12 protein-coding genes and 1 riboswitch are annotated in these 12,681 nt (G+C 63.4%); all 12 genes read right to left on the bottom strand.

Annotation, left to right across the window (positions count from 1 at the left end; all coding sequences use genetic code 11):
* Positions 1 to 24: 24 nt before the first annotated feature.
* Positions 25 to 1,167: an LLM class flavin-dependent oxidoreductase gene (locus ACBG85_RS07325; RefSeq protein ID WP_372026732.1), complete on the bottom strand. Its 1,143-nt coding sequence runs from the start codon at positions 1,165 to 1,167 to the stop codon at positions 25 to 27.
* A complete protein-coding gene (locus ACBG85_RS07320; RefSeq protein WP_065454902.1) occupies positions 1,164 to 1,988 on the bottom strand; it encodes a DUF1684 domain-containing protein in 825 nt (274 codons plus the stop codon). The genes ACBG85_RS07325 and ACBG85_RS07320 overlap by 4 nt, the downstream gene beginning before the upstream one ends.
* Positions 1,985 to 3,355: an NtaA/DmoA family FMN-dependent monooxygenase gene (locus ACBG85_RS07315; RefSeq protein WP_042925886.1), complete on the bottom strand. Its 1,371-nt coding sequence runs from the start codon at positions 3,353 to 3,355 to the stop codon at positions 1,985 to 1,987. Before ACBG85_RS07315 ends, ACBG85_RS07320 begins: the two co-directional genes overlap by 4 nt.
* Before the next feature lie 24 nt (positions 3,356 to 3,379).
* Positions 3,380 to 4,498 (bottom strand): LLM class flavin-dependent oxidoreductase, encoded by a 1,119-nt coding sequence (locus tag ACBG85_RS07310; RefSeq protein ID WP_063314817.1) that lies wholly within the window; start codon positions 4,496 to 4,498, stop codon positions 3,380 to 3,382.
* A complete protein-coding gene (locus tag ACBG85_RS07305) occupies positions 4,485 to 6,107 on the bottom strand; it encodes an ABC transporter ATP-binding protein (RefSeq protein ID WP_221741426.1) in 1,623 nt (540 codons plus the stop codon). Before ACBG85_RS07305 ends, ACBG85_RS07310 begins: the two co-directional genes overlap by 14 nt.
* The gene (locus ACBG85_RS07300) at positions 6,104 to 6,994 is read right to left on the bottom strand and encodes an ABC transporter permease (protein WP_372026728.1); all 891 of its coding nucleotides are present in this window, start codon (positions 6,992 to 6,994) and stop codon (positions 6,104 to 6,106) included. Before ACBG85_RS07300 ends, ACBG85_RS07305 begins: the two co-directional genes overlap by 4 nt.
* Entirely contained in the window at positions 6,987 to 7,985 is a 999-nt protein-coding gene (locus ACBG85_RS07295; RefSeq protein ID WP_210378170.1) for an ABC transporter permease, read from the bottom strand. Before ACBG85_RS07295 ends, ACBG85_RS07300 begins: the two co-directional genes overlap by 8 nt.
* Positions 7,986 to 7,987: 2 nt before the next feature.
* Positions 7,988 to 9,625, bottom strand: coding sequence for an ABC transporter substrate-binding protein (locus ACBG85_RS07290; RefSeq protein ID WP_003944291.1), 1,638 nt, complete (start codon positions 9,623 to 9,625; stop codon positions 7,988 to 7,990).
* 139 nt (positions 9,626 to 9,764) lie between these two features.
* A complete protein-coding gene (locus tag ACBG85_RS07285; RefSeq protein WP_310504006.1) occupies positions 9,765 to 9,854 on the bottom strand; it encodes a putative leader peptide in 90 nt (29 codons plus the stop codon).
* Positions 9,855 to 9,862: 8 nt separating this feature from the next.
* Positions 9,863 to 9,957: riboswitch (SAM riboswitch) on the bottom strand.
* Positions 9,958 to 9,974: 17 nt separating this feature from the next.
* Positions 9,975 to 10,565 (bottom strand): GNAT family N-acetyltransferase, encoded by a 591-nt coding sequence (locus ACBG85_RS07280; RefSeq protein WP_042925869.1) that lies wholly within the window; start codon positions 10,563 to 10,565, stop codon positions 9,975 to 9,977.
* Positions 10,566 to 10,573: 8 nt separating this feature from the next.
* Entirely contained in the window at positions 10,574 to 11,683 is a 1,110-nt protein-coding gene (locus ACBG85_RS07275; protein WP_064688841.1) for an FAD-dependent oxidoreductase, read from the bottom strand.
* Positions 11,684 to 11,693: 10 nt separating this feature from the next.
* Positions 11,694 to 12,665, bottom strand: a complete 972-nt coding sequence (locus tag ACBG85_RS07270; RefSeq protein ID WP_007726832.1) for an ABC transporter substrate-binding protein — start codon at positions 12,663 to 12,665, stop codon at positions 11,694 to 11,696.
* Positions 12,666 to 12,681 lie beyond the last annotated feature (16 nt).

Here is a 12,681-nt window from a genome sequence, read left to right as displayed (position 1 = left end):
CGACACTAATGGACCAAGGCAAACTCACGCTGCCAGTAGTGCGGGTAGTCCCCATTCCTTGGCAAGCAGCTCGTACGAGCGCAGACGATCCTCGTGCCGATGGGTCACCCCGGTGATTACCAATTCGTCCGCTCCGGTGAGCTTCTGCAAACTGTCGAGCCTGTCGGCGACGGTAGACGGTGAACCGACGAACTGCGTGATCAGCCGATCCTCCACCACTGCTTTGTCGGCGTCGGAAAGTGGGAGCGCTGTCGCGGGATCGGGGTACGGGATGGCGCCGTGTCCGCTGCGAATGCTGTGCGTCCAGTGCCCGAACGTAGACGCCAACTCTCTCGCCGTCGCATCGTCTTCCGCAGCAACAACATCCGCGGAGACGACGACATACGGCTCCGACAGAACTGCCGACGGTCGGAATGCTGCACGGTATGCCTCGACGGCATCGAGCGTACTCGAGGGCGCCACATGGTAATTCGCACCGAACGGCAATCCGAGTCGTCCGGCGAGCTCGGCACTGGGGCCCGCACTGCTTCCGAACACCCACAGTTCGACGTCGGCATTCTCGCCGGGACTGGCGTGCAATTCGATGCCGTCGCGGGTTCTGTAGGTACCGTTCAGGAGCGAGCGTATGTCGTCGACCTGCTGCTTGAAATCGGGCGCCTGCGCGCCCGGAAACGCCAATGCCTCGAACGACGCCTGCAACCGCGGTGACGTGAGAAGACCGGTTGGATCGAAGGTTGCCGGGATCACGACGCCGTCGCGTACGACGTTCTCTCGCTTCGATTCTGCCGGCGCAGGCGTTCCGGCAGCGACGGCGCGAAGTGCCTCCACCCGACGCTGTCCGCTGCGCCCGATACCGAGATCGATACGACCCGGATACAACGCTTCGACGGTACCGAAGGCCTCGACCACCTGAGCCGCCGTGTTGTTGCCCAGCAGCACGGCGGCCGAGCCGACACGAATGGTGTTGGTGGCGGCCGCGATCAGCCCGACAAGCACTGCTGGCGACGAAGAGGCAACGCCGACGAAGTGGTGTTCGGCGACCCAGTAACGCTTGTATCCCCACGCTTCGGCAGAACGAGCGAGGTCCAGCGAGTTCCGCAAAGCCTGGCGGGCCGTTCCGCCCTCACTGATCGGCGAGAGGTCGAGTACGGACAGCGGCGCGCTCACCTCGGTCCGCTTTCGTAGCGGGTGTCCGGTGTCTTCTCGCCGGCTTCCACCGCGAACGCCAGGCGGTTCTCGGCGGGGGCCACCGGGCACGTCGCGTAATCGGTGAACGCGCAGGGCAGGTTCGACGCCCGATTGAAATCGAGGACTACCGCGCCACCGGGTTCAGGTGCGCTCACGTGCAGCGAGCGTGCGGCCGGGTAGGTGGACACACCACTGGTCGCGTCGGTGAACAGGATGTGAAAGCCGTTGTCCTTGCCCGCGAACGCAATCAGCGTATACGTTGCACCGTCGTGTTCGAAGCTGATGGTTCCTAGGGCGTCGTGATGATGCTCGAGGCGCTCGACGACCGCGCCCGTCGTCACCGTGCGAGCCTCCTCGAAAGCTGTGAAGACACCCTCGATGCGCCACTGCGGGTTCGGCTCGAAGGTCGGGATACCACTGAACTGCGCCAATGCCGGGGCCGACGAATCGTGGATCCGCAGAGCCACCTCGCCGGTGCGGCGGATGACCTCGACCAACCGTGCGCCCTGCTTGACGATCAGTCCCGGCGCCCCCTCGATCGGATTCAGAGTGGCTGAACCGTCCACTGCGACTCCGTCGATCGAGAGATCGTCTGCCGCCGTTGCTGTGACGACCACGGCATTCGCGTCGGCGCGCCATGCACCAGGTAGGTCTGCGAAGGTGGAATCGGTGTCCACCAGCCAATGCAACGCAGTCAGGCTCAGCCAGCCGAGGGGTTCGCCGAAGGTGGCGTCGCGCGAGGCGTGCCAGGCATTCCAATCGCCGGTGAAGGTACTGGTGGAAGTGTCGGTAACGGTCATGATGCGCGGACTCCTTCAGCCTGCTCGTGCGGGTGGCGCAGCCCGAGATGGCTGCGCAGGGTGGTTCCTGAGTACTCGGTCCGGAAACTGCCGCGGTCCTGAAGTTCCGGTACGACGGTGTCGATGAACTCGTCGAGGCCCGCGGGGGTGATGTGGGGAACGAGGATGAATCCGTCGCTTGCGTCGCCCTGGACGTAGCTGTCGATCTCGGCAGCGACCTCGGCGGCGCTACCCACGAACTGTTGGCGGGCAGTCACTTCGATGATGAGTTCACGGATGCTGAGGTTTTCGGCCTCGGCCTTGGCACGCCACTGATCTGCGACCGCTCGTGGATCCTTGACGTGGCGGACGCGTCCACGGGTGATGTTGACGTCGTCCGACGGATCTTCCTTCGGCAACGGGCCGTCGGCGTCGTACTGGGAAAGGTCTCTGCCCCAAACCTGTTCGAGAAAAGCGATGGCAGTCTGGGGTCCGACCTGCTGCCGCCGGATGTGATATGCCTTCTCCTGTGCGTCCGCGGCGTTGTCACCGAGGACGAAGGTGGCGGCGGGGAGGATCTTGAGGTCTGCGTGCGTGCGTCCGTACTTGGCCAAGCGTCCCTTCACGTCGGCGTAGAACGCCTTGCCTGCTTCGAGCGTTCCGTGCCCGGTGAAGATGGCATCGGCCTTGGCCGCGCCGAACTCGCGTCCTTCGTCGGAGTCACCGGCCTGCAACAGAACTGGGTGCCCCTGCGGACTCCGTGGAACTTCGAAGCGTCCGGCGATGTCGAACTGCTTACCGGAGTGCTGGAACTGGCCGACCTGCTGGTCGGTGGCGAAAACACCGCGCTCACGGTCGACGATCGGACGGTCGACGCTCCAGCTGTCCCACAGCGTCCGTACTGCGTCGACCAACTCGTTGGCGCGTGCATACCGCTCGGAATGCTCCAGATAGCCACCGCGGCGGAAGTTCTCGCCGGTGAAGGCGTCCGAGGAGGTGACCAGGTTCCAGGCGGCGCGGCCGTCGGAGAGATGATCGAGCGTCGAGAACTGCTTGGCCAACTCGTACGGTTCGTTGAATGTGGTGTTGATCGTCCCGGCCAGGCCGAGATGCGTTGTCACACCGGCAACCGCATTGAGAATGCTGAAGGTGTCCGGGCGACCGACTACGTCGAGGTCGTGAATTTTGCCCTGATGCTCGCGTAGGCGCAAACCCTCTGCGAGGAAGAAGAAGTCGAACAATCCGCGTTCGGCACTGCGGGCGAGATGCTCGAACGAGCTGAACTCGATCTGACTCTTGGACGCCGGATCGGTCCACACCGTGGTGTTGTTCACGCCGGGAAAGTGAGCGCCCAGATGGACTTGCTTGCGAATCCTGTTCTGTGTCATCGGTGTTCCTGTTCTCTACTCGCGCTACGCGAACTGATTGACGGGCAACTGGAAGCCCAACCGCTCGCGCAGCGTCGGGGCGGTACTCGGTCGCGGATTGAGAGTTGGCACTACGTCCGTCGCGATCTTCTCCACGGCGGCGGCCAGCGCCAGTGGACGCAGAACCACACCGTCGATCCCGGCGAGCCCACCGATCTCACGCAGCAGCGCAGTCAAACCCGCGCTGTCACCGCGATAGAACAGCGAGTGCGGGGCATACGGCGCTCCCGCCCATTCCTCGAGTTCCGCCAAAGCGTCGTCGGCGGCACCGCGATCGGCGCCGAGGAGCACGTCGACGTCGAGGAGAACCCGCACGCTGCGCCCGAGGGCGGCGGCACTCGCGTGGACCAGCTTGGCCGTAGTTTTGGCCTCGGCGAGATCGGTTGCCGAGATCCGAATCAGATCTCCGCGCGCAACAGCGAGCTCGCGTGCCTCCGGCCTGCTCGCGTCGACGGCGATCAGCGGCTGCCCCTGCGGGGAGCGCGGCGTGATGGACGGGCCCTTGACGGAAAAGTTCTTTCCCTCGAAGTCGATGTAGTGCAGCTTGTCCCGATCGATGAATCGTCCGCTCGCAGCGTCACGTATCTCGGCGTCGTCCTCCCAGCTGTCCCACAGCCGACTGACCACCTCGACAGCCTCGGACGCTTCCTCCCACGCAGACTCAGGACCCTGCACTGTCTTTCGGCCGAACAACGCCGCCTGCTCGGCGGTGTCGGACACCGCGACCTGCCAACCGGCCCGCCCAGCAGACGAGTAGTCGATACTCGCGACGGCCTTGGAAATGTGGAACGGCTCGGTGTGCGTGACTGTCGCAGTGGGGATCAGACCGATGCGCGAGGTCACGGCACTCAGCCGCGCCGCAGTTGCCACCGCCTCCAATCTCCCGCGCACTGCGTGCCGGCCTTCGGATTGCAGTCCGAACGAGTCAGGGAGGAACGCCAGATCCACCCCACCCCGATCCGCGGTGGTCACCAGGTCCACCCAGTACGACGGTGTGAACAGATCTTCGGCGCGTGAGTCCTCGCGTCGCCAGGAGTACGGATGAGCTCCGGTGCCCTCGAATTCGAGACCGACCAGGAATGCTCCGGAACTACGCTCGGACATGTTCGGCCTTTCGTGTCGAATGATCCCGCCCGGGGATCGCGTCGAGAAGTGTGCGTGTGTACTCGTTTCGGGGATTGTCGAAAATCTCGGTGGTAGTGCCGATTTCGAGCAATCGCCCGGCCTGCATGACGCCGACGACGTCGCTGATCTGGCGAACAACCGCCAGATCGTGGGAAATGAAGAGATAGGTCAAGCCCAGTTCTCGCTGCAACTCGTCGAGTAGCGCCAGAATCTGCGCTTGCACCGAGACATCGAGAGCGGAGACGGGCTCGTCGAGAACGAGCAGGTCCGGCTTCAACGCGAGCGCACGAGCGATCGCCACCCGTTGACGCTGGCCGCCCGAGAGTTCGGCCGGTTTGCGGCTCAGGAACTGCTCGGGAAGTGCAACCTGATCGAGCAACTCTGCCGCACGAGTCTGCTGCTGGCTGCGTCCACCAACCTTGAAGGCCCGCAGCGGCTCCGCAACGATGTCCTGGACGGACAATTTCGGGTCGAGTGATGCATAGGGGTTCTGATACACGAGCTGGACCCTTCGGCGCAGCTCACGCAGGTCGCTGCCCTTGACCTTCGTGATGTCCTGGCCGTCGAAGGTGATGGTGCCTGTGTCCGCCTGCTCCAATCGCACGGCAATGCGTGCGGTGGTCGACTTGCCGGAGCCCGACTCCCCCACCAACGACACCGTCTGACCCCTCGGAACAGTCAGCGACACTTCGTTCACCGCGGTGATCGAACTCCCGCGTCCGACGTTGAAGTGCTTGGTGATTCCCGTCAGGGTCAGCAGCGGGCTGGTGTCCTGGCGGACCGGGCGAACGACTGGTCCCGAGGACAGGCTCGGCGCAGAGCTCAGAAGTTTCTTCGTGTACTCGTCTCGCGGGTTGTCCAGAATATCCGCGGTGCGGCCGGATTCGACGATCATGCCGCCCTGCATCACCAGGATCCGGTCCGCGCGGTCTGCGGCCACACCCAGGTCGTGCGTGATCAGAAGCACGGCGGCACCGGATTCGGCGATTCGCTCGTCCAAGTGGTCGAGGATGCGTCGTTGAACCGTGACGTCCAGAGCACTGGTCGGCTCGTCGGCGATGACGAGGGCCGGGTTCGCGACAAGCGCGATACCGATCAGAACTCGTTGCCGCATACCGCCGGAGAGCTCGTGTGGGTACTGGCGTGCTCGGATTTCCGGCCGGTCGATACCCGCACGCTCGAGCACCTCGACGGCGTCCAACCGGGCTTTGCGGCGGTCTGCGAGGCCATGGATCCGCAGGACTTCTGCAACCTGGTCGCCGATCCGGGTCACCGGGTTGAGCGAGGTCGTCGGATCCTGCGGCACCAAACCGATACGCGCGCCGCGGATTCGCTGCCACGCACGGTCGGAATACGAGTCGATCTGTTCACCCTCGAACTCGACGGTCCCGCCGGTGACGTGGCCACTGCCGGCGAGCAGACCCAATATCGCGTGAGCCGTGGTCGACTTACCGGAACCCGATTCCCCGACCACCGCAACTACTTCGCCCCGACCGACGGTGAAGCTCACACCGGATACCGCGGGCTCGGCGCCGTAGGCGATCTGTAAGTCGGTGACGGAAAGCAGCTGTTCTTCGGTCGTGCTCATCGCCGGTTGTTCCTTTCGATCTCGTGGCCGATACGGTGTGCCGAGATGACCACGGCGACAATCGCGAGACCGGGAAGTGTTGTCATCCACCAGGCATTGGCGAGGAAGTTACGCCCCTCGGATACCAGCGATCCCCATTCCGGGGTAGGCGGTACCGCGCCGAATCCCAAGAAGCTCAGTGCCGACACTGCAAGAACTGCCTGCCCGAACTCGACTGCGGACAGCGCGACCACGGGCGCGTACGAGTTGGGAAGCACGTGCCGACGCAGGACACCGAGCCACTGCACACCCGAACCGAACGCGGCCTCGACGTACTGAGCGCCGCGCACCCGCATCACTTCGGCACGCATCACTCGCGCAAAGTTCGCGACCATACTGACGCCGACCGCGATGGCGACGTTGATGGTGCCGAAGCCGAGTGCGGTCACCAGTGCCAACGAGAGCAGCAGCGCCGGAATGGACAGCAGCACGTCGACGATGCGCATCAGCACGGCGTCGACGACGCCACCGACAAAGCCCGCAAGCAAACCGATTATCGATCCCGCCACCAGTGCGATTCCGACCGCCACCAAGGTTGCGGTCAGGGACAGCGCGGCACCGTGCACGAACCGTGTGTAGAGGTCACGCCCGAGATTGTCGGTTCCGAACCAGTGAGCCAGGCTCGGGCCCTGCAGTTTGTCCGCCGGGACACCGGACAACGGATCGCCGCTGGCAAAGAATCCGGGTGCGACGGCAAAGCCGATGGCAAGCAACACGATCAACACCGGAATCACCAAGCCGGGCTTTCGGATCCAGCCGATGGCCGTGGACTTTCGGCGCGAAACAACAGGTGTCTTCGCCTCGACGCTCGGATCGAGGAGTAGGGGTTCGATCAATGTGTCAGACATGAGCCGGCTCCAGATCGGTCGAGCTTTCGGTATTCGACTTTTCGGTGTGACTCTTCTTCGTCTGGATGATCCGTGGATCTATCAAGGGGTAGAAGAGGTCGACCGCGAGGTTGACGAGCACGAACACGAGAGAGGCGAACACAACGACTCCCTGCACCACCGGGATGTCCTGCGCCATCACCGACGTCTGTGTCAGACGGCCGACGCCCGCGCGAGAGAACACCGTTTCCACAACCACCGAGCCCGCCAGCAGCGTGCCGACCAGTACACCGGCGATGGTGAATGCCGGAATGCTCGCCAGTCGCAACGCATGACGGGTCTGCACGCGCCAGCGGCTGGCGCCCTTGGCATACGCAGTCTCCACGTGCGGCGAACGCAGCGTCGACTGCAGGCTGGTCGTGAGTACCTGCGCGATCACCGCGCCGGTCGGGATCGCCAAGGTGATCGCCGGAAGAATCACCGTTGCGAATCCCTTGTCTCCGAATGCCGGGAAGATGTGCAGACGGAACGAGAAGAGTTGCAGAAGAATCAGGCCCACCCAGAAAGTGGGCACTGCCACACCCAGCGGCGGCAGCGAGAACAACAGATTCGCGAGCCACCGCTTGCGGGTGTAGGTAGCGAAGAACGCGATCGCCACTCCGAACAACACGGCCAGAACCAAAGCGGTGGTTGCCAAGACCAGAGTGCTCGGCAGCGCCGAGAAGATGGCATCCGTCACCGACTGACCGGTGGAGATGGACGTACCGAAATCGCCGCGAAGAGCATTCGTCAGCGACGTCCAGTACTGCACCCACACCGACTGGTCCAAGCCGTACCGTGCCCGAAGCTGATCGAGCGCAGCCTGATCCACTGCAACACCCTGACCGGACGAGTCGGCAGCCATGCTGACGGGATCACTCGGCAGGAGGAACAGAATCACGAACGAGATGGTGAAGGCGGCCCACAGAACCACTGCGGCCTGGCCCAGTCGGGTGAGTGCGTATCGAGTCATGATTACTTACCCGACAACCATGCGTCGTAGAACTGCAGGCGCGAGGAGGCTTCGAAGTTCAGGTCCTGCACACTCGATCCGGCGCCGATGGCCTGCGAGAGCTCGATGGTGGGGATGGAGAGTCCACGGTCGAGGATCAATTCCTGTGCGGTGGATACCAGTTCGCCGCGTTGGCCGTTGTCCGTGGCTGCAAGCTGGTCTGTGAGTACCTTGTCGAGCTCCGGATCTGCGCCGCGACGGTTCAGGTTGCGGCCTTCGGTGCTGAACGATGCCCGCAAGATGTCGGCGTCCGCGCGAGTGCTGTTGTAATACAGCGAATCGTAATCACCCGATACTCCCTTCTCGGTCCATTCACCGTTCGAGACCAAGTTGAGCTGCAGGTCGACGCCGACCTTCTTGAGCTGCTGCTGCACGAGCTCGAGGATGGCCTGGTTACCCGAGAACACCGGACTGAAGGTGACGCTGAAAGTGAGCTTCTGCCCGTCCTTCTCGCGGATACCGTCGCTGCCGGTCTTCCAACCAGCCGCGTCGAGGAGTTTCGCCGACTTGTCGGCGTCGTACGTCACGACACTGGATTCGTCGCTGTAGAGCGGAGTGGTGTGAGCCAGCGGGCTCGTGGCCGGGAAGAACGACGGATCCAGAACGGTGTCGACGAGTTCTTGGCGGTTGATCGCGGGAATGATGGCCTGACGAACAGCCTGATCAGCGAGAACGCCGCGACTGACGTTGGGCTGGAAGAAGAAGCTCACACCCGGGTTCGGCCTTGTGAGGATTCGTCCACCCGCGCCCTCGATTTGCGGCGCATCCTGCGGAAGCGCATCGCTGACCGCATCGAGCTGGCCGGAGGCCACGCTGCCCGCCCGCACACCGGATTCGGGAACCACCGTGAAGTCGACGCCGTCGAGGTACGCCTCGCCCTGATGCGCGACCGCATCCGAGGCCCAGTTGTATCCCGCACGCTTGGCGATCTTGACGCTCTTGTCCTGCTGCCAGTCGGTGTACACGAACGGTCCGGAGGCGATCACCGCTGCACCGGGGCAGCGCTGCTCGGATGCCAGCGCGGTGGTGGAATCGGCGAGGATTCCGAGCTGTGGCGTCGAAGTTGCTTGCAGGAACTGAACATTGGGTCCGGAGAAATTGATCTTCGCCGTGTGAGCATCTACGACGTCGGTACCGGTGTACGAGGACAGGTAACTCTTCGCCAACGACGCGTTCGGTCCCAGGTTCTTGACCGAGTCGAAGGTCTTCTTCACCGAATCCGCCGTCACCGGTGTGCCGTCACTGAAGGTGGCGTCGTCGCGAAGGACGAACGTGAAGCTAGCGGCGTCGGGGCTGATCTCCCAACTCTTGGCGAGCCACGGGGTGATCTCTCCGGTGTCGGGATTTTGATCGGTAAGCGAATCCACCACTGTCCGAGTGACATACACGGTCTGGTTACTGCCGGCCTGGGCCGGATCGGCGCACGTCGGCGCCTGCGACAGACCGTAGCGAAGGGTTCCGCCGGACTGGGCGGGGCCTGCGTCGGCAGCACTGTCACTCCCGCTGCTGCAGCCGGCGAGGACGGTGCCGAGAACCGAGACAGCACCGATACCGGCGATTACGGTCGCGCGTTTGCGGGCACCGAATGAGGGCGAAGACACCAAGAACTCCTAAAGAGGCATGCCGAAGAGCGCACCCGTCGCCTGAGACGAAAAAGGCGATCGAGCACGAATCACTTGTGAGAGAAGAGAAAACAGACTTGTCGACGACTCGCCTGAGTGTGAATGACTGACCGAGAGGTCAGTTGGTACAGAAAGATCCCGCGGTGCGGCACAGGTCTACGTGACGACGCGACCAGGCGGTATCGAAACCGCCTTCGACTGCCTTCATTTCGTGTTCCTCCATCGGTCCTGGCGGTAGCACCCGCACCCGATCACTCGGGGGGTTGCTGCGACTTCAATGAGCCAGGTCTCTCGGTCGCTCTGGATGGTCGTTCGCAAGTGTACGAGGTCAAACCCGGGTGTTGTCAACCCGGTCGGTAGGAATTGCTGCTCGAGTCACATTTTCGAGCACCCGAAGTTGTTTCTCGAACGGGTGGACGCCCACCTCTTCGGGCGAGAGTGAAGCGTCGTAAAGCGGTGTGTATCCACTGGACAGATACAGCGCGACGGCCTCCGGCTGCCGAGGACCCGTCGTGAGAAACACACGGTTGTATCCACGAAGTTCGATCTCTCGTTCCAACTCGCGAACGACGGCCTTGCCGAGGCCGCGCTTCCGATAGTCGACCGACGTCCAGATTCTCTTCAGTTCGGCAGTGGTGGAATCGAATTGACGAAACGCACCACCGGCGATCGGCAGACCGTCGTGGGTGAGCACCAGAAGCGCACCCTGCGGGTAGGCAAATTCTTCTGCCGGATACGTCGTGAGATCATCGAGCATCGCTTCGCGAGTCCCGCCGTAACGCGAACTGTATTCGAGTGCCAACTCCGCGATCAGTGGAGCTGCCAAGGGATCGTCCTGCGATACCGAATAGACCTCTACCGCTCCGACACCCTCGAGCTGTCGAGTTCCGAGCTCCAGTGCCACAACACTTTCCTCCATGAATCTGGTCAACGCTCCCCCAGCCTGAAAACTTCCGGAGCGAGGGTGGTTCCGTCGACGAGGTCCGCCACAAGTTCACCCAAGGCCGGACCGAACTTGAACCCGTGCCCCGAGAATCCCGCCGCCACCGTGACGGCGCCGACTCGGTCGATGACGAAGTTACTGTCCGGCGTGCTCGTGTACAGGCACGTGATCGACTCGACACGGGTGGAATCGACGCCGGGCAACCACGACTCGGCGTACTGGGCCAATCGCCGCTCTCCGTCGACGTCAGGGGTGTAGTCACGGGTCTGCGGAGTCACCACCGGCCCGGTCGCGTGTTCGCCGATCTTGATCCCGTCCTCGGAACCGAGCCCGTAGATCCCCGCGGTCTCCAATTCTGCGCCGGTGTGGTGAACGAAACTCGGCCACTCGACTCCGGGATCGAGCGGTGCGAAGTGTGCTGGTTGTTCCTGTGTCGTGCGCAGTGTCGGCAATACGATCTCGGAGCCGAGACCGCTGTCTGCGATCAGGTCCGCAGTCCACGCACCGGCCGCGATCACGACCTGACGAGCTGCGAGCGTTCCACTGTCCGTCACCACGTCCACGCCGTGGGACGCTCGCGCGAGTGCCAACACCCGAACATCGTGACGGACCTCGGCACCGGCAAACACCGCTCCCGCCTTCAGAGCGGTCACGGCGCGGTCCGCGTGCAACCGGCCTGCGTCGGGGTGATGGAGCACCGTGGTGTCGAATCGCAGCCCCGGCCAACGGGCGGACGCCTCGGCAGGGGTGAGGATCTCACCCTTGATGCCCGCCTCGCGAAGTATCTTCGCCTTGGACTGCACTGCCTGCGGCAGGCCGTGATCGACGGCACCGGTGAGTTCCAGGAACCCGATGTCCGTCGTGGTCTCCAACTCCCGCCACAGCGGCAGCGCGTCGGCCGCCAAACCTGTGTACAGGTGATTGTCGTACGCCTGCCGGTAGATACGCGAAGTACCGTGCGACGCACCGTGCTTGTGACTCGGCCCGAACTGTTCCAGCTGAACGACGCTACGTCCGCGTGCCGCGAGCCGCCATGCGGCGGAGGACCCGACGAGTCCTCCGCCGATGACGATCACATCGAGAATCTCACTCATGGACGAGAGCTCACTTGGTCTTCGGAAGGCCGGGCGGGTTGATCAGGGACGTGTCGACGGCTTCGCTGGTGATGTTCCAGCGCTCGAGGATCTGCTGGTACGTGCCGTTCTCGATCGTGTGGTTGATCGCGTCGTTGATCGCCTTGATCAGGCCGTTGTCCTTCTTCACCAGCACCGCGATCTGCCCCTGCAGGGTGTCGCCGGCCCCGGAGAACTCACCGACAACCTCGGTCTCCCCCGACTGCTTGGCGTGGAACTGCGACGACGGGTTCGGGCCGAAGTAGGCGTCGATCCGGCCGGACTGCAGCGGGAGGTAGTAGTCGGTGGTGTTCTGGTAGTAAGAGATGTCGGTAGGCGCCAGGCCGGCCGCGACGTTCTGCTCACTCCACTTGACCAGCAGCGCTTCCTGATTGGTGCCCGAGGAGACGGCGATCTTCTTGCCCGCGACGTCCTTGGGTTCCTTGATGGAGATTCCGGCACCCTTCTTGGCTTCGAAGGCGAGGGTGTCGAGACGGTAGGTCGCGAAGTCGTACTTCTCCTTACGCTCTTCTGTGACAGTCACATTGGAGAGGAAGGCGTCGGCCTCACCGGAGTCGATCCGGACGAAGTTCTGTGCCCAATCTGCTGTCTGCAGGTCGACCTTCAAGCCGAGAACGTCACCGATCAGATAGGCGAAGTCGGTCTCGGAACCGATGAGGGTGGTGTCGTCGTCGGCGTAGAAACGGAGCGGCGGAGCGGAACCGGCACTACCGGTGACGCGCAGCGTGCCACGATCGCGGATGTCCTGAGGTAGCTCGGCGGCGATGGAATCCACCTTGTCGGTGGTGATGCGGTTCTGATCGGCCGTGAGGTTGTAACCCGCAGCAGCGGTGACCTGGGCGCCGTCGGACTCGGCGTCCGCGCTGCTGCATGCAGCGCTGAGCAATCCGACGGTGGCAAGCGCCGAGATCAGAAAAGTCGCGCGACGGGATGTGGAGAACATCAATTTTTCCTTCCGG

Source organism: Rhodococcus sp. NyZ502 (genome assembly GCF_041464245.1).
In the GTDB taxonomy this organism is placed as follows: Bacteria; Actinomycetota; Actinomycetes; order Mycobacteriales; family Mycobacteriaceae; genus Rhodococcus_F; species Rhodococcus_F qingshengii.
Note: the sequence above shows the minus strand (reverse complement) of the source record. Positions and strands in the feature narration are given on the sequence as shown.